Origin of the sequence: Glutamicibacter sp. JL.03c, assembly GCF_025854375.1 — a bacterium.
Lineage (GTDB): Bacteria > Actinomycetota > Actinomycetes > Actinomycetales > Micrococcaceae > Glutamicibacter.
The window spans coordinates 2,532,979-2,549,923 of sequence record NZ_CP107575.1; the positions used below are offsets into that span (position 1 = coordinate 2,532,979).

At 59.2% G+C, this 16,945-nt stretch carries 19 protein-coding genes; 4 read left to right on the forward strand and 15 right to left on the reverse strand.

The window, feature by feature from the left end; translation table 11 throughout:
- Window positions 1-133: 133 nt before the first annotated feature.
- Genes ccsB through OF385_RS11760 form a run of 5 tightly spaced genes read right to left on the reverse strand, consistent with a single transcriptional unit; the run spans window position 134 to window position 4,873 of the window.
- On the reverse strand, window positions 134-1,198 hold the full coding sequence (ccsB, locus tag OF385_RS11740) for a c-type cytochrome biogenesis protein CcsB (RefSeq protein WP_264275525.1): 1,065 nt from the start codon (window positions 1,196-1,198) through the stop codon (window positions 134-136).
- Window positions 1,191-2,819 carry a cytochrome c biogenesis protein ResB gene (locus tag OF385_RS11745; RefSeq protein ID WP_264275526.1) on the reverse strand — a complete coding sequence of 543 codons (1,629 nt, stop codon included), beginning with the start codon at window positions 2,817-2,819 and terminating at the stop codon, window positions 1,191-1,193. The genes ccsB and OF385_RS11745 overlap by 8 nt, the downstream gene beginning before the upstream one ends.
- Window positions 2,819-3,574 carry a cytochrome c biogenesis CcdA family protein gene (locus OF385_RS11750; RefSeq protein WP_028268355.1) on the reverse strand — a complete coding sequence of 252 codons (756 nt, stop codon included), beginning with the start codon at window positions 3,572-3,574 and terminating at the stop codon, window positions 2,819-2,821. Before OF385_RS11750 ends, OF385_RS11745 begins: the two co-directional genes overlap by 1 nt.
- Window positions 3,575-3,582: 8 nt before the next feature.
- Complete coding sequence (locus OF385_RS11755) at window positions 3,583-4,206, reverse strand: TlpA family protein disulfide reductase (RefSeq protein ID WP_264275527.1); 624 nt, start codon at window positions 4,204-4,206, stop codon at window positions 3,583-3,585.
- A gap of 4 nt (window positions 4,207-4,210) precedes the next feature.
- A complete protein-coding gene (locus OF385_RS11760; protein WP_264275528.1) occupies window positions 4,211-4,873 on the reverse strand; it encodes a histidine phosphatase family protein in 663 nt (220 codons plus the stop codon).
- A gap of 176 nt (window positions 4,874-5,049) precedes the next feature.
- Between OF385_RS11760 and OF385_RS11765 the strand changes: the two genes are divergently transcribed.
- Window positions 5,050-5,808, forward strand: coding sequence for a hypothetical protein (locus tag OF385_RS11765; protein WP_264275529.1), 759 nt, complete (start codon window positions 5,050-5,052; stop codon window positions 5,806-5,808).
- A 94-nt stretch (window positions 5,809-5,902) separates the two neighbouring features.
- On the opposite strand, the gene OF385_RS11770 is transcribed toward OF385_RS11765, so the two are convergent.
- Both OF385_RS11770 and OF385_RS11775 read right to left on the reverse strand, forming a co-directional pair.
- Window positions 5,903-6,538 carry a redox-sensing transcriptional repressor Rex gene (locus tag OF385_RS11770; protein ID WP_022874250.1) on the reverse strand — a complete coding sequence of 212 codons (636 nt, stop codon included), beginning with the start codon at window positions 6,536-6,538 and terminating at the stop codon, window positions 5,903-5,905.
- Between the two features lie 66 nt (window positions 6,539-6,604).
- Window positions 6,605-6,850, reverse strand: a complete 246-nt coding sequence (locus OF385_RS11775; RefSeq protein ID WP_319019097.1) for a glutaredoxin family protein — start codon at window positions 6,848-6,850, stop codon at window positions 6,605-6,607.
- Window positions 6,851-6,912: 62 nt separating this feature from the next.
- On the opposite strand from OF385_RS11775, the gene OF385_RS11780 reads away from it, so the two are divergent.
- Entirely contained in the window at window positions 6,913-7,719 is an 807-nt protein-coding gene (locus OF385_RS11780) for an HAD family hydrolase (RefSeq protein WP_264275530.1), read from the forward strand.
- 101 nt (window positions 7,720-7,820) lie between these two features.
- On the opposite strand, the gene OF385_RS11785 is transcribed toward OF385_RS11780, so the two are convergent.
- The 5 genes from OF385_RS11785 to OF385_RS11805 all read right to left on the reverse strand — a co-directional run bounded on the left by OF385_RS11785 (window position 7,821) and on the right by OF385_RS11805 (window position 11,780).
- Entirely contained in the window at window positions 7,821-7,919 is a 99-nt protein-coding gene (locus tag OF385_RS11785; protein WP_005504750.1) for a 30S ribosomal protein bS22, read from the reverse strand.
- A 139-nt stretch (window positions 7,920-8,058) separates the two neighbouring features.
- On the reverse strand, window positions 8,059-8,283 hold the full coding sequence (locus tag OF385_RS11790) for a helix-turn-helix domain-containing protein (protein ID WP_022874253.1): 225 nt from the start codon (window positions 8,281-8,283) through the stop codon (window positions 8,059-8,061).
- Between the two features lie 254 nt (window positions 8,284-8,537).
- On the reverse strand, window positions 8,538-9,881 hold the full coding sequence (gene gdhA / locus OF385_RS11795) for an NADP-specific glutamate dehydrogenase (protein WP_264275531.1): 1,344 nt from the start codon (window positions 9,879-9,881) through the stop codon (window positions 8,538-8,540).
- A gap of 189 nt (window positions 9,882-10,070) precedes the next feature.
- Window positions 10,071-10,508 carry an ArsR/SmtB family transcription factor gene (locus OF385_RS11800; protein ID WP_264275532.1) on the reverse strand — a complete coding sequence of 146 codons (438 nt, stop codon included), beginning with the start codon at window positions 10,506-10,508 and terminating at the stop codon, window positions 10,071-10,073.
- A 102-nt stretch (window positions 10,509-10,610) separates the two neighbouring features.
- On the reverse strand, window positions 10,611-11,780 hold the full coding sequence (locus OF385_RS11805) for an acetoin utilization protein AcuC (protein WP_264277915.1): 1,170 nt from the start codon (window positions 11,778-11,780) through the stop codon (window positions 10,611-10,613).
- Window positions 11,781-11,987: 207 nt separating this feature from the next.
- Between OF385_RS11805 and OF385_RS11810 the strand changes: the two genes are divergently transcribed.
- Window positions 11,988-13,421, forward strand: a complete 1,434-nt coding sequence (locus tag OF385_RS11810; protein WP_264275533.1) for a TrkH family potassium uptake protein — start codon at window positions 11,988-11,990, stop codon at window positions 13,419-13,421.
- Complete coding sequence (locus OF385_RS11815; RefSeq protein ID WP_022874258.1) at window positions 13,414-14,085, forward strand: potassium channel family protein; 672 nt, start codon at window positions 13,414-13,416, stop codon at window positions 14,083-14,085. The genes OF385_RS11810 and OF385_RS11815 overlap by 8 nt, the downstream gene beginning before the upstream one ends.
- An 84-nt stretch (window positions 14,086-14,169) precedes the next feature.
- Here the strand turns inward: OF385_RS11815 and proC are convergent, their stop codons facing one another.
- Genes proC through OF385_RS11830 form a run of 3 tightly spaced genes read right to left on the reverse strand, consistent with a single transcriptional unit; the run spans window position 14,170 to window position 16,920 of the window.
- On the reverse strand, window positions 14,170-15,012 hold the full coding sequence (gene proC / locus OF385_RS11820) for a pyrroline-5-carboxylate reductase (RefSeq protein ID WP_264275534.1): 843 nt from the start codon (window positions 15,010-15,012) through the stop codon (window positions 14,170-14,172).
- Window positions 15,013-15,016: 4 nt separating this feature from the next.
- Window positions 15,017-15,841: a sugar phosphate isomerase/epimerase family protein gene (locus OF385_RS11825; protein ID WP_264275535.1), complete on the reverse strand. Its 825-nt coding sequence runs from the start codon at window positions 15,839-15,841 to the stop codon at window positions 15,017-15,019.
- 59 nt (window positions 15,842-15,900) lie between these two features.
- Entirely contained in the window at window positions 15,901-16,920 is a 1,020-nt protein-coding gene (locus OF385_RS11830; protein WP_022874261.1) for a Ppx/GppA phosphatase family protein, read from the reverse strand.
- Window positions 16,921-16,945 lie beyond the last annotated feature (25 nt).

The following is a 16,945-nucleotide window of genomic DNA, read 5'->3' on the forward strand; positions in this document are numbered from 1 at the left end:
GCTTGCGCAGGGCAACCTGAGCCGACAGCCCAGCCCTAGGCCCGTTCAAGGCCTGGCGCCCAATTCTGCTTAAAGCAATGAGCGATACCCCATCAGGGGTATCGCTCATTGCTTATTTACTGGGTTCTAAAACCTAGACTCCGGCGTAGGAGTGCAGGCCGTCGAAGAAGATGTTCACGATGGTGAAGTTGAAGATCACGCACAGGAAGCCGACAATCGACAGCCATGCCGAACGTGGTCCAGTCCAGCCGCCTGTGGCGCGTGCGTGCAGGTAGCCTGCGTACACAACCCAGATCACGAAGGACCATACTTCCTTTGGATCCCAGCCCCAGTAGCGTCCCCACGCGGCTTCGGCCCAGATGGCTCCGGCCATCACGGTGAAGGTCCACATGACGAAGGCGATGGTGTTGATGCGATAGGCGAAGTTCTCCAGCGCGCCAGCACCAGGTACGACGCGCATGAATGGCAGCTTGTCGCTCTGGCCTGCCGCCAAGCGGTGCATGCGGGAGTGCTGCAGAAGCTGGAGCACGTTCATGGCGAAGCTGATGGCAAACAGCGAGGAGGCCAGCACAGCGATGGACACGTGGATCACGATCCATGGCGACTGCAAGGCGGGAACCAGGTGGCCAACTGGCGTTGGGAAGCCGATGGTCGCGGCGCAGAGCATCAGGGTGACGAGCCCCGAAATGAAGGACCCCATGAATCGCAGGTCCTTGACGATGAGCACCACCACGTACACCAGGGCAACTACGAACGCGCCGGTAGTCAAGAACTCGTACATGTTGCCCCATGGCACGCGGTGTGCAGCCAAGGCGCGAGAGACCACGGCAAAGCCATGCAGGGCCACTGCCAGCCACATCAGGACCACGGCGATTCGAGCCATCGGACGCTTGGAAGAGAACTCGGTATAGTTCATCTTGTCGGTCACGATATCGTCGCTGATGTGATCCGCGCGCTCGGATTCGCCGCGGCGCTTGCGTCCGCTTCCGGTGACCGCGCCGTTGGCGCCAACCAGCATTTCCTCGTCGCGCTTGAGCGCTGCAGAGTCCATTTCCGAGATCGACTTGTTGGTCTTGGCCAAGTCCAAGGCGAAGATGATGAAGACTACTCCGTAGACCATGGCTGCCAGCAGCATGAACAGCTGGCTGTATTCACCCAACGATTCATTGATCGGTGCTAATGCCCCAGCGTTACCCATTTACTGCTCCTTGGTTTTGCTCCTGGCTCGCCAATGGCCAAGCCTTGTCAAAGATCTTCTGTAGTTCTGCCGCTTCGCGTTCAAGCCGTGGATCCTCGCCACGGGCCAACAACGCATATTCGATAGTACGCTTGCCATTTTCGTGCTTCAGCTTGACCCAGACGCGGCGACGTGGAGTGAACAATGAAACTCCCAGGCCGAGCAGGGCCAACGCTGCGAAGATGCCGATCGGAAGCTTGCCCGGATCATAGTTCACATCCAGGGCGACATAGCGCTTGAGGTCATCGAAGCTGATGCTGCCCTTGCCGTCTGGCAGCTGGTAGGTCTGGCCGGCTTCGAGGATGATGCCACCGGCATCCAGCTCGCGGCTATTGAGCTTCTTCATCTTCTCGGTGTCCAGGACGAAGACGTTCTGCGGATTGCCGTCATCCAGTCCCAGGTCCCCGTAGAACGAGTTCAGGTGCAGCTGCGGGTTGATCGCATTGGGGTCACCGGAAATGCCGAAGCCATTTTCATCGACCAGAGCGGTAGGAAGCAGGAAGCCCTGGAAACCGAGCTGATCGGGCTTGGCATCGGGAACTTTCAAAACGAACATCGAGGTGTAGACCGAGTCCTGCGGAACCGAAACCGCGGGGCCCGAATAGGAGACGTTGCCCTTGCCATCGCGCACGGTGATGACCGGAGCGTAGCCGTTGCCGACCAGGTAGACATCGGCGCCGTTGATGCGCAGCGGGTGGTTGACCTTCAGTTCCTGCTTGACCGGATCTGACTGGGCAGTTTTGCGCACCTGCACATGGGCGGTGAAGTCCAGTGGCTGGCCGAAGTGCGACTCGGATTCACGGTCGAAGACAATATCGAACTTGTCCAGCTTCACCGAGTAGCCCGGGAGCTTATCGGCATTAAAGGTGGTACCCGGGGTGAACGAATCATAAGCCACCAGCGAGTTGACGAAGGTCTCCCCTTCCACCAGCACGCGCTGCCCGGTGTAGCCGAAGGCACCGCCGATCGCTGCCGAGATCAGTACCCCGATCAGCGAAATGTGGAAGACCAGGTTGCCGATCTCACGGGTGTAGCCGCGTTCGGCCGACACGGACCGGCCGCTGGCATCTTCGCGGCGTTCCACGCGGTAACCGCGCTTTTTCAGAATCTTGTATGAGTCCTCGATGACCTGGTCATCATCCGGAGTATCCGATTCGCCTTCGAGGATTTCATGCGATGCATACTGCGGCAGGCGATCGAGCCGCGCCGGGGTGCGCGGTGGCGGGGTGCGCAGCGCCTGGGCGTGCTTCTTTACACGCGGGACGATGCAGCCCACCAGGGAGACGAACAGCAAGATGTAGATGGCGGAGAACCAGACCGAGGAATACACCTCGAACATCTGGAAACGGTCAAGCCATGGACCAGCAACAGGGTGCTGGTCCAGATACTGCACGACCGTTTCGGGATTGGATGCCCGCTGCGGGAAAATGGAACCCGGAACTGCCGCAACGGCCAGCAGCAAAAGCAAAAACAATGCTGTTGGCATGGACGTCAGCTGGGTCCAGATCCACCGCATGAACCCTACGAATCCCAACGCCGGAGCGTCCTGGGAGCCTTTGAGTTTCCGTTGTTGTTTCGCCATTAAATTGGCAACCTCACTTCATTGGCAAACCAGTTTTGCAGTTCTGAAACCCACGTGCCCCACAGGCCGGTCACCATGACCAGGCCAAGGGCAATGAGCAGGGCGCCGCCAAAACGCATGATGAACAACTGATGCTTCCGGAAAAACGCCAGTGCCTGCATTCCCCGCTGCAATCCCAAGGCAATCAGGATGAAAGGCAATCCAAGTCCGAGGCAATAGAACACCGTCAGCAGGGTTCCCCGGGCCACATTCGCATCGGTTCCGGTGGACATGATCAGCACGGCGCTCAGAGTCGGGCCGATGCATGGGGCCCAGCCCAGGCCGAAGGTCAGCCCCAGCACCGGTGCGCCCCACAAGCCTGCAGGCGGCTTCTTGTGGATCTTGCGGTCACGCTGCATCCAGGAGAATCCGCCCATGAACACCACGCCCATGAACACCACGACGAGTCCCAGGACCTGGGTGACCCACGAACCGTTAAATCTCAGCCACGCCGTCGCCTGGCTGAAGAGCACGCCGGCGGCAATGAAGACGACAGAGAATCCCAAGACGAAGAGCAGGATCCCCAGGATCACCCGCCCGCGACGGTGTTCCTTCAAGTCCGCCCCGGTCAGCCCGGTGACATAACCGAGGTATCCCGGGACGAGGGGAAGAACGCAGGGAGAAAGGAAAGAAACCAATCCCGCCAACATGGCCACGGGCGCGGCAAGTACGAGCGACCCGTCCAGGACGATGTCAGCAAATGGATTAGAACTCACCGCAGGGATCACAACTTTTCGGTCAGAGCTGTATCGATCAGCGACTTCAACGTGCCCGGATCCACAGCGCCGATAACGCGCGCGCGGACCCGTCCCTTGCGGTCGAGAACCAGCGTGGAAGGCACGGCCTGCAGCGGCACGTACTTGGTCATGGCCAGCTGGACATCGCCATTGGTGTCCTGGATGGACTCGTAGGGAAGGTCGAAGGTGCGCTCGAAGGCCTTGGCCGCTTCGGCTTCATCACGGACGTTAATGCCGATGAATTCGACCTTGTCGCCGTAGTTGTCGGCGATCTTCTTCAGATCCGGCGCTTCAATGCGGCATGGCGCGCAGGCGGCGTACCAGAAGTTCATGACCACTGGCTTGCCTTCCCACTGGCTGAAGTCGACATCGGTGCCGTGGTAGGTCTTCGACTTGAGATCCACAGGATCGGTCCGCTGGGCGACATCGTATTCTTCGACGGCGCCATCGCCGGCGATGTAGTTTTTCCCGTCACCGCTGTTGGCTTGCGCCGTCAAGGAATCTTCCTTGCCGCTGCAGGCAGCCAGCGGAACAATGGCGGCTGCCACCATCAGCGAGCGCAACATCGTGCGTCGGCTCAGATTGCGGGGATTAGTCACAGGATCAGTCATGTCCTTAGGCTCCTGGAATATTCGCGGCACCGGCCAATAGCTCGGGGCTTGGTTCGGTGTAACGCACGGAGACCAACTCGTCCCCTTCGAAATCAAAGCTGGTCACGGATGCTAGGGTGCATTCGCGCTGGCGCGGGTCATGCCACAGCGGCTTCTTTTCGGCCGCCCGCCGGGTTACCCAGATCGGCAGCTGGTGGCTCACGATGATGACCTCGGAGCCTTCGCCATGCTCTGCCACAGCGGCACGACGGTGCTCGTCCATGGCTTCGCGCATGCGCTGCACCTGCTGCGCATATGGCTCACCCCATGACGGCTTGAGCGGGTTGACCAGTAACGGCCAGTACTTCGGCTGGCGCAAGTGCTCGGCCACCTTCGACAGGCCCTGCAGCTTATTTCCTGCCTCGATGACGCGATCGTCAGAGTAAATGGGCAAGTCGAGCAGGCGGCTGGTGGGCGCCGCGGTTTGCTGCGCGCGGATCAACGGCGAAGCAACCAGGCGAACCACGTTGGCCCCTTCGCCTTGGCGTTGTGCGAAGAACTCGCCGGCGGCATCAGCCATCTTGAAACCGAGCTCCGAAAGCCCGAAGCCGGGGATCCGTCCGTAGAGGATACGGTCGGGGTTCAAAACTTCCCCGTGGCGCAACAAATGGACGGTCGTTAAAGGCATGCTTCCAGTGTCTCAAATATTCGGTGCGAAATAGACATATTGTGTCCACCATCAACTATTCACAGCGCATGCATGGGATTCCCATATGGAAAAACCATCCTTTCGGAGGGCTTGCTCACAAAGCCATGCCACTACTCTTAGTTATAAAGGCAATTTGACCTAAAGGATGATGAAACATGAGCAACTACGATCCGAATCAACCGGGCCAACCCTACAATCCGGACTCTGCGGGTCAGAACCAGCATCCGAACCCGTATGGGGAGAACCCCTACGCGCAACAGCCGTCCCCGTACGGCCAGAATCCCTACGGGCAGTCCCCTGTGGCACCAGGCTTCAATGAGTACCCGAACCAGGGCGGCTACGCAGCCGTGCAGCCGCCTGCGGAACGCCCCAAGACCCTGCAGATCGCTTTCCTGCTGATCCTGCTTTCGGGCATTGTCGGAGCGATTGCCAGCTGGATGATCTCCACCTCGAACATGTTCGGGAACATGGTGTCCTCGCAGTGGGCCCTGGTCGAGCAGGAACTGCAGAACCAGATGCAGTCGACACCTGAGATGGCTCAGGATCCGACCTTGCAGCAGATGATGAGCAGCCCCGAAGCATTCATCTCCCAAGCAAACACCATGATGACCAGCTTCGCCTTGGTCGGTGCCGTGATCTCCGTGATCTTGTACTTCCTGGTCGGCTTCTTCGTGGGCCGCGGCATAGGTGCCATGCGTATCATCGCCACTATCCTGGCGGTGCTCTCGCTCTTGGGCCTGTTCTCCACGGTTCCAATGATCAGCATGTTTGCCGACACCCAGGCTGGCGCGTTGAACGCCGTATACGTCATCGGCGTCCTGCTCGGTGTGGCAGGCGTGGTCTTCTCGTGGTTGCGTCCTTCCTCGGACTACATCGCCCAGCGTCGCATGGCTCGTCGCGCCGGCTACCGGTAAAGACAGGTCCTAAAGGTCCTCAAGGCAAGAAAAGGCGTTGTTGTCTTCGTCAATCACGACGGAGACAACAACGCCTTTTGCGTATCGGGACGATCTAGCCCTGCACTGCCAAGTACGCCAAAATCTGCAATTCGGTCGACAGGTCGACCCGCCGCAAATTCATGCCAGCCGGTACCTTCAACGGCTTGGGCGCGAATGAGAGCACCGAACGCACCGAAAGATCCGCGAGCGAATCAACCAGGTCCTGGGCTGCGTCGCCGGGCACGGCAAGCACGGCAATATTGATCTCTTCGCGGGCAACCACCGTGGCAAGATCGCTGATCGATTCCACGCGCAAGTCGCCGACAGATTCGCCGATCAGGTTCGGGTCAACATCCAAGATGGCTTTGACGTTGAATCCGCGCGAGGTGAATCCGGCGTAGCCGCTCAAGGCACGGCCGAGGTTACCGGCGCCGACAATGGCGACTTTCCAGTCCTGGTTCAAACCCAGGGTCCGGCTGATGTGCTCGGCTAGTTCGCGAACCACGTAGCCGACCCCGCGGGTTCCATAGGATCCCAGCCAGGACAGGTCCTTGCGCAGAATTGAAGGGTTCACACCGGCTTCCTTGGCTAGCACTCCGGAGCTGGTCCGTTCCAACCCCTGGGCTTCCAGGGCGTTGAGCGCACGCAGGTATTGGGTAAGTCGAGCCAACGTTGCTTCAGGCAGGACACGAGCTTCAAGCTCAGACATCTTGATTCTCCTGCTCTTTCCATTGGGCTATTCGAGCATGACGCGTCGTCATTCTCATGGCTGCGACTAGTTGCTGAGCAGTCTTTCCAGGCGTTGCGGGTCGATAGTCCAGAAATCCCGGACTTGTCCGTCGATGAACAGCACCGGCACTTCTTCGTGGTGCTTGGCCAGAAGGTCCGGATGCTCGTCGATATCGAGTTCGGAGAATTCCATATTCAATCGGCTCGTTACCTCAGCAACTGTTGCCCGTGCTGCATGGCATAGATGGCAGTCTTTTCGAACCAACAGCTGGATCTGATGCAATGTACTCACCTGACTATAATCTCACGAGCCGTAACCGCGCTTGAACTTTACGATGAAATAAACTGGGTCAAATGCCTTCCACCGATAACACCACCGCTCAACCGGCCGCCCCGGCACCCGGAAAAGTTGCCGCCTTCTTCGATGTGGACAACACCTTGGTTCGCGGGGCCTCGCTGTATTTGCTGGCGCGCAAGCTGCGTGAGCACCGCTTCTTCCGTTTCCGGGAAATCCTCTGGTTCGCGTTGAAGCAGCTGCGTTTCGCTGCCCGCGGCGAGCATCTGGGAGATATCCATCAGATCCGTGACCGTGCGTTGATGATGGTGCGCGGTATTCCGGTGGCTGAGATCGAGCAAATCGGCAATGAGATCTATGACGAGTACATCGAGCCGAAATTGTGGTCGGGCACTGTGGCCATTGCCCGCCAGCATTTACGTGTCGGCCGCGAGGTATGGCTGGTGACTGCCACTCCCCTGGAAGTGGCGAATGTCATTTCACATCGCCTCGAACTTTCGGGCGCATTGGGCACGGTGGTGGAAAGCCGCGATGGTTTATACACCGGTGCGTTGGCCAGCCCGATCCTGCACGCGGCGGAAAAAGCCCAGGCTGTCAGGACCCTGGCGAAGGCTCGCGGGATCTCGCTGTCGCGTTCCTGGGCGTACTCGGATTCGTATAACGATGTTCCGCTGCTCGAAGCTGTCGGCCATCCGGTCTGCATTAATCCAGATGCCCGCTTGCGCGCCTACGCCAAGCGCCGCGGCTGGCAGGTCTATGACTTCCGAACGGGCCAGCGGGCCGCCAAGTTCGGCTTGCGTGCCGCTGGCGTGCTCGGGGCACTGTGGGCTGCACGGCGCTCAATCCTGCGCCGTTCCGGCTCTTAGCGGGCCACCGGCAGGCTTCGGATAAAGCAATCGCCACCGTTTGCAGTTGAACTGCTAATCGGTGGCGATGATTGCCTGGCGGCAAAGTGCTCGAAGTAGATTTACTTCTTGTTGCGACGCTGGTGGCGAGTCTTACGAAGCAATTTGCGGTGCTTCTTCTTGGACATACGCTTGCGGCGCTTCTTGATAACAGAGCCCATAATGGTTCCTCACAAACTAATTAAATGCGCCAACCCAAAGTACCTGCTTGCACGCAAGCAAAAGGACAAGGTTGACCGGACGTTAAACGTTCCTTAATAGATTACCCGCTTTTCGGCCATGCTCTGACCATCGCGCGGACTATCGGCCGTACGAACCGGTACCGTGCTGCGGATCAATAGCCGCAGCGCTGAGGTAGGATTCCACAGCGTTCTCTGGAACGCGATAGGAGCGGCCGAACTGAACGGCAGGCAGATCGCCTGCGTGAATCAGCCGATAAACCGTCATTTTGGAAACACGCATCATGTCAGCCACTTCGGCCACCGTCATGAAACGGGCTCCTGCAAAATTCTGTTTATCCGTCATGCGGGATATTCTCCTGACGCTGATCTCTATTTCGTCGCGTTACTAGCGAAGGTGAACTTACACGACTTTGGATCAACATCGGCGATCTGGTTCACGTTCGCTTTGTCCTAGTCTAATCGCACTATAGTAACTTTTGCATCACGAAACACTTCAGGTCTCTTCAGAATCAATATTTTGTTGCTGAAACGAGACAATCCGCACGGCAAGCCCCAGATCAACTAGGGGTGCCGTGCGGATCATTGCAGCAAAATTTCTTAGATCACGCCCTGTGCAAGCATGGCGTCAGCGACCTTCACGAAGCCTGCGATGTTGGCACCGGCAACGTAGTTGCCTGGAATGCCGTACTCGTCGGCCGTGGCGGCACAGCTGTCGTGGATGCCCACCATGATCTCGCTCAAGCGGCGCTCGGTGTGCTCGAAGGTCCAGGCGTCGCGGCTGGCGTTCTGCTGCATCTCCAGTGCGGAGGTGGCCACGCCACCGGCATTGGCAGCCTTGCCAGGGCCGAACAGCACGCCGGCATCCTGGAAGATCGCAGTGGCCTCGGCAGTAGTCGGCATATTGGCACCTTCGGCAACCGCGATGGTGCCAGCGGCCACCATCCTCTTGGCTGCTTCCTCGCCCAGTTCATTCTGGGTGGCGCAAGGCAACGCCACGGTGCCGGCCACATCCCAAACACTGCCGCCGGCGACGTACTTGACCTTGCCGGTGCCCCGGCGCTGCGCGTATTCGGAAATGCGCCCGCGTTCGACTTCCTTGATCTGGCGCAACAGCGCCAGATCAATGCCGCCCTCATCGACGATGAACCCGGCGGAATCGGATGCGGTCACCACCTTGGCACCCAAGTTCTGGGCCTTCTCAATGGCGTGGATGGCCACGTTGCCCGAACCGGAAACAATGACGCGCTGGCCATCGAAGGACTGGCCGCGGGTCTTGAGCATCTCCTCGGTGAAGATCACCGCTCCATAGCCGGTGGCCTCCGGGCGAACCAGTGAACCGCCCCAGCTTAGGCCCTTGCCGGTGAGCACACCGGATTCGTAGCGGTTGGTGATGCGTTTGTACTGGCCAAAGAGGTAGCCGATTTCGCGGCCGCCTACGCCAATGTCGCCTGCGGGAACGTCGGTGTACTCGCCAATGTGGCGGTACAGCTCGGTCATGAAGGACTGGCAGAAGCGCATGACTTCCCCGTCGGACTTGCCGCGCGGGTCAAAGTCCGAACCACCCTTGCCGCCGCCAATAGGCATACCGGTCAGGGAGTTCTTGAAGATCTGCTCGAAGCCGAGGAACTTCACGATGCCCAGGTAGACCGAGGGATGGAAGCGCAGTCCGCCCTTGTATGGGCCCAGTGCGGAGTTGAACTCGACGCGGAAGCCGCGGTTGATCTGGACGCGGCCCTGGTCATCTACCCATGGCACGCGGAAAATAATCTGTCGCTCGGGTTCGCACAAGCGCTGCAGAATGGCGGCCTCGGCGTATTCTGGGTGCTTGAGCGAAACCGCTTCAAGACTGTCGAAAACTTCGGTGACGGCCTGGTGGAATTCTGCTTCTCCAGGATTGCGGCGGAAGACCTCGTCGCGAATCGTAGCTAAGTGCTTGTCCAAGTTTCTCTCCTCATCATGGGACAGGAACAAGCGCCTGAGGAACCTCGCACCCGGCGTCACTGCCCCGTTCATGAGAATGCCACGCTGGGCACCACGAGGAAAAATCCTTTGTTATAAATCAGAAACACGGCCGTAACGTGATTCATTGGCCATTCTGATCGGAGGTGCCCGAGAGGATAGGGCATTCAGCTAGCGGCGGCGCCCAAAACGGGGAAGCCGCTCCAGGAACTCCTGGGCTCGGCCGGTCACTTGCTCCAGTCCGCGTCCGACGCTGCGGCTGATTTGCTGGGCGGTCGGGTTGGCTCCGGCAGAAAGCTGCGTACTCGAATTCGGCTGCTGCTCGTCGACCGACGCTTCAGATTCTGGCACTGGAACCAGATCGGCACACCAATGCACCAGGTCTTCGAGCGCAGAGGTGTCAATGCTGTAGATGCGGCGCTGGCCAGCAGCCGCCATGCTCACCAGCTGAGCCTCGCGTAATACCTTCAGATGCTTGGAAACCGTAGGCTGCGAGATCTCCAATTCGGTGACCAGGGTACCTACGGCTTTTGGCTCGGTCTTGAGCGCTTCAATAATCTTGCGACGGGTTGGCTCTGCCAACGCCGAAAATACTTCATCAATTGCCACATACATAACCCTAACGGCATATGAGCACGGGGCCATTGATTTAGCGGCTGGTTCCGGAAGGAAATTCCAACCTCGAATGATTTCGGCGTAATTATCCCGGATTCAGTCAAACCAAGGATCGAGGCCGAAGAGCGGGAAGACTTCCTTGCGTGTGGCAATGATCGTGCGGTCCACCGGATCAGCAGGGTCGTATCCAACTTCCCAGTTCCGCCACCATAGCTGTGCGTCATCGCCCATCAGGTACGGCATCGCGCGACCATATCGTTCCAGAACATAGCGGCGGAACGTCTCCGGAACATAGGTGCGCAGCGGCACCGGCTTGCCGGCAACGATTGCCGTCAAATGGGTCCAGGTTCGAGGCACTACGGCAGTGACGTTGTATCCGCCGCCACCGGTGGCAAGCCAACGCCCCTCGCAGACGTCATCGGCCAGTTGGGAAATATCCAGCGCTGCCTGGCGCTGCGCATCGACTGACAACTTCAAATTGGTCATGTCATCATCCCGGTGGGCATCGCAACCATGCTGGGACACGATGATTTCCGGTTTGAAGGCGTGGACCAGCTGCGGGACAATTGCGTGGAAGGCCCGCATCCAACCCGAATCCCCGGTCATCGCCGGCAAGGCGACGTTCACAGCGCTGCCTTGGGCCTGCTTGCCGCCAATATCGTTGGCGAATCCTGTCCCCGGGAACAGCGAAAGCCCTGACTCATGCAGGGAAATGGTCAACACCCGCTCGTCATCCCAGAAGATGGATTCGGTGCCATCGCCATGATGGGCATCAACATCGATGTAGACCACCCGCTGCGCGCCTTGATCCAGCATCCGCTGGATCGCCGCCGCGGCATCATTATAGATGCAGAAGCCGCTTGCCTTGTTCTTGGCCGCATGGTGCATGCCACCGGCGAAGTTCACGGCTCGCACGGTGTCCTGGTTCATGATCGCCTCGGCGGCGATAATGGAACCACCCACGATGCGGCCGGCAGCATCATGCATCCCGGCGAAGACCGGATCGTCCTCGGTGCCCAGGCCGAAATCCTCGGCAATCAGAGTTGGATCCTCGCTCACGCGGCGCACTTGATCAATGTAGCTCTGCTCGTGAACCGTGCCGATCACCGCATCGCTGGCAATCTCCGGCGCGTGAACGCTCACGTTCTCTGCGTCCAGCACTTGGAGCTCGTTGCTGAGCCGATAGGTCAGTTCGAGCCTTGCCGGGTGCATGGGATGCCAGTCGCTGAATTTATACTTCAGGTACTTTTCATCCCACATGACCATGGTAGGCCGAGGGGCCTGTTGCGGATCTAACACCGTTTCAGGCTACCCGATAGTGATCCAACTCATGAATTTATGGCGCTTTCGGCGACCTTGCGATTCTTTAGGCCGGCAAGGCAAGCGTTTAGCGCCCGAAACGCGTAAATTACTAGAAGGACTTCAACTTCCGCTTTTGTTATCCACCTGTCCCGAAGAAACGGCGAGTTACCGATGAGCACTGCCAGTGAACTGGGCCCTCGGGCCCAGGCAGCTGAACTGCGCGAACAGCGTCGCAAAAAATGGCTGACGTTCCGCATGTCCCTTGCCGACTTCACTGTGCGCTCCCCCGCGCGTCTGACGCTCGGGGTCTTCATCCTGGCCATTACCGTCTTCACTTCGCTGCTGGCTGCGCCGTTCTCCTCCGCCACCGGAGAAGCCACACCGCTGCACGACGCATTGTTCACCGCTGTTTCCGCCGTGTGCGTCACCGGTCTCACGACTGTTTCCACGGCAGTGCACTGGTCATTTGTCGGCCAGCTGATCATGCTCATTGCCGCCTTCATGGGCGGCCTGGGGATTCTGACCTTGGCGTCAATCATGTCCTTGGCGGTTTCCCGCAAATTGGGTGTCAGGGCCAAGCTCATGGCCCAGAAATCCATGGACAGCTCCGGCGCTTCCGCACTGGGCGAGGTCAGCTCGCTGCTGCGCATTGTCATTTTGACCGCCATCAGCCTGCAGGGGCTGATCGCCTTGTTCCTGATTCCGCGTTTCTACGTGCTGGGTGAAAGCGTGCTGTCCTCGGTGTGGCACGGCATCTTCTATGCGGTGTCGGCCTTCAACAACGCCGGTTTCACCCCGCACTCCGACGGTCTGGTCCCCTACGAAACCGACCTGTGGATCCTGATCCCGCTCATGGGCGGAGTCTTTGCCGGATCACTGGGCTTCCCGGTCATCATGGTGTTGCTGGCTCATAAGTTCAACGTAAAAAAATGGAATCTGCATACCAAACTGACCATGCTGGTCACCACGATCCTGCTCTTTGCCGGTGCCTTCCTCTGGCTTGTTTTCGAATGGTCGAACCCGCGCACCTTGGGCGAGATGACCGTGGGCGACAAAGTCATCCACGCCATGTTCGCCTCGACGATGACACGTTCGGGCGGCTTCAATCTCGTTGACCAGAACGACATCCATCAGGTCACGGTCCTGCTCACGGACGCGCTGATGTTCGCCGGAGGCGGCTCGGCCTCCACTGCTGGCGGCATCAAGGTCACGACCATCGCCGTGATGTTCTTGGCCATCATGGCCGAAGTCCGAGGCGACACGGATGTGAAGGCCTTTGGCCGCCAGATTCCGCAGGGCACCATGCGCGTTGCGATCTCCGTGGTCGCCATGGGCGGTTCTCTGGTCATGGTGGCCACCGGAGCCTTGGTCACCATCGATGAATCGGTCGGGTTCTCGCGGGCGCTTTTCGAGTCCATTTCGGCCTTCGCCACCGTGGGTCTGAGTACCGGCGTGTCCCAAGAGATGCCGCCGGCGGGCAAATACGTTCTGAGTATCCTGATGTTTGCCGGACGCATTGGCAGCATCACATTGGCTAGCGCATTGACCATGCGCCATCGCAATTCACTATTCAAGCTTCCGGAAGAAAGGCCGCTCATTGGCTGACAAGAATATAGATCACAATGCCCCAGTCCTCGTCATAGGGCTGGGCCGTTTCGGCGCCTCCGTCGCTGAGACCCTGGTCAAGCAGGGCCGCGAAGTCTTGGCTATTGAACGCAGCCCGGAATTGGTGCAACAGTGGGCCAGCACGTTGACCCACGTTGTCGCCGCGGATGCCACGAACATTGATGCGCTGCGCCAGCTCGGTGCCCAGGAATTCTCTTCCGCCGTCGTCGGCGTGGGCACCTCGATCGAATCTTCCGTGCTGATCACCGTGAACCTCGTGGATCTTGGCATTGAGCATCTGTGGGTCAAGGCCATTACACCTTCGCATGGCAAGATCCTGACCCGCATTGGCGCCAACCACGTGATCTACCCCGAGGCTGATGCCGGTGTCCGTGCCGCGCACCTCGTGGGCGGGCGCATGCTGGACTTCATTGAGTTCGATGACGGATTCGCCATCGTCAAGATGTATCCCCCAAAGGAAACCCAGGGATTCACCCTTGCCCAGTCGCAAGTGCGTTCCAAGTACGGCGTGACCATCGTTGGCGTGAAGTCGCCGGGCGAGGATTTCACGTATGCGGTTCCCGACACCATCGTGACCCGCCGAGACGTGCTGATTGTTTCCGGGCACGTTGACCTGCTCGAACGCTTCGCCGCAAGGCCGTAGGTTCCCTCCTCCGAAAACTCTCGTGGCCGGTACTCCTGGTTCAAGGAGTACCGGCCACGTTTTCAGTTAGGTTCCGGCTGGTCTTTAGCCAAGCTCGTCGCTCAGCTGTGCTGCGCGGGCCGCAGCTGCCTGCGTGCCGGCGGCAATGATCTTCGGGATGCCCTGCTCGTCAAAGGTCTTGATGGCCTGCTCGGTGGTCCCCTTGGGACTGGTGACGGCCTTGCGCAGCTCGCCAGGGATGGCCTGGGGATCCGAAAGCATCTTGCCAGCGCCCGCGACGGTGGCACGTGCCAGGTCGATGGCTAGCTTCTCGTCCAGTCCCATGGCCACGCCGGCGTTAGCCATTGCTTCGGCCAGGTAGAAGGCATAGGCAGGGCCGGAGCCCGAGATAGCCGACAGCGCGTTCTGCTGCTCTTCATCGATGAGGTGTACGTCGCCTGAGCCGGAGAGCAGCTCGGTTACCAGACTGGTCTGTTCATCGCTCACGCTGGCAGCCGGGCTGATGCCCACGACACCAGCACCAACCATCAATGGGGTATTCGGCATGGAGCGAATCACCGGCTGGTCGGCAGGAAGATGCGCCTGCATGCTCTCCAGGGTGATGGCCGCGGCGACGGAAACGACGACCTTCTCGGCGGTCAATGCGCCGGAGATTTCGTCGCACAACTCGGTGATGCCCACAGGCTTCACTCCGAGGAAGATGATGTCGGTCGCTGCAGCGGCCTTGCGGTTGGCTTCCGGCTCCTGATCACTGACGAGGACGTGGATGCCCAATGCGCGTAGCTCCTGCGCGCGCGTATCGCTACGCACGGTGGCGGTAATCAGCTTGGGGTCGTGACCCGAAGCGATGATGCCGCGAAGGATGGCGCCATTCATCGAGCCTGCGCCGAGGAAGGACAGTTTCAGATTATTTGTTGCTTCACTCATGAATTCATTGTTTCATTGGATCGCGGTCGGAGCTCGCAGATAAATGCTCACGAGCAAATTCAAGGGTCTTTCCCAGCCATTCTTCTTTCTGGCCGGCGTTTTTGGCTTTGCGAGTGGAAACTTCCACCGCCAGCGTCCCGTCCCACTGGACGTCTCGCAGATAATGCAGGGATTCTGCCACGCGCTGAGTGCCCAAACCAGGCACAAGATGTTCATCTTTTCCGTTATCCAGGCCGTCGCACAGGTGCACGTGGGCCAGCCGATGACCTAGGTCCTCCACGGCCTGCCGCGAATCCATATTGGCGATGGCAGCGTGTGAGAAGTCCCAAGTGACGTGCTGATAAGGCTGAGGGACGGGATTCCAGTGCGGAAGGTACATCTTGGCCTCGCGGCCACGAGCGCGCCATGGGTACATGTTCTCCACGGCAATTTTCATCCCGGTGGTGTCGATCAGGCGTTGCACGCCTTCGCCGAAGTCCTCGGCGTAGGATCCTTGCCACCTGAAGGGTGGGTGGGCCACCACGACACTGGCTCCCACGGCTTGGGCGAGGATCACCGATCGCTCGATTTTGGCCCAGGCCGCACCCCACACCTGCTGGGTGAGCAGCAAGGTTGGAGCATGGATAGCCATGATGGGCAGCTGGTATTTGTCCATCAGCCCCTTGAGCGCGCCGGCCGACTGGCTCGCAGCATTGCCGGTAACCAGCACTTCAATGCCATCGTATCCAACGTCTTTGGCCATGGCGAAGGCATCATGAACACTCAGCGGATAGACGGACGCGCTGGACAAGGTGACTGGCACCTTATAAGAACTCTTCTGGTCTTCCATGCCCTGCCTCCTGTTACCGTGTCCCCCATTGAATGGGACACCTGTATCACCGGGAAAGTCTAGTTGCTCGGCTCGGCGAGAAATTGATGTTTCTCATGAGCCAGCGCAACTTCCCCAACACCAACGCTACTACTGAGCGGTGTCGCAGAGTCAAACATCACGTGATCAAAGCGTCGCAACATCAAACCTTCACGAATTGCCCACGGACAAATTCGCACTGATTTCAATTTCAGCGCGCTCATGGCCTCGTGGGCGACGATCGCACCGGCCAGCAGCTGCGGAGCACGGATCTCCGACACGCCGGGCAGTTCGGCACGCTCAGCCCAGCTCATCGCGGTCAAGCGGTTGGTCCAGAGCTTGAGGGCTTCCCGATTCAAGACGCGCTTGACGTACGGGCCCTCATCACTCGGAGCAGCGCCAGTGATGCGGGCGAGCGAACGAAAAGTCTTTGACGTGGCAGTGGCCAAGGTCGGCTTGCCGTATTGGCGCAGCTCCGTCGCGGGGTCGCTGAGAACGTCACGGACGTAGGTGCGCAGTTCCTTAACTTCCTTGATGGAAGGCAGGTCGTTAGGCAACCATTCGCGGGTCAGGCGGCCAGCGCCCAGCGGAACCGAAAAAGCCGCCTGCGGGAACTCGTCGGTCCCCCACGCCAGTTCCAGCGAACCTCCACCCATGTCCAGATTCAGGATGGACTCGGAAGACCAGCCGAACCAGCGGCGTACCGAGTAGAACGTCATCCCGGCTTCTTCTTCGCCGGTCAGTTCCATCAGGCTCACGCCTGTCTCGGTTTTCACCCGGTCCAGCACGATTGCACCATTGGAGGATTCGCGGATGGCCGAGGTGCAGAAGGCCATGAAGTCCTCAACCTGATGGCTGCCAGCGAACTTCACCGCTTCATTGATGAACGAAATCAGTTCTTGCTGGCCCTCTTCGGTGATCGCACCGTATTCGTTGAGGTAGCGCACCAAGGACAGTGGACGCTTGTGCGACGCGTAGGGAACCGGGCGGGCTCCGGGGTATGCATCGACGAGCAAAAGGTGAACGGTATTCGAACCGATATCCAGGACACCTAGTCTCATGGTGCGCTCCTCATTTGGCCGTGCA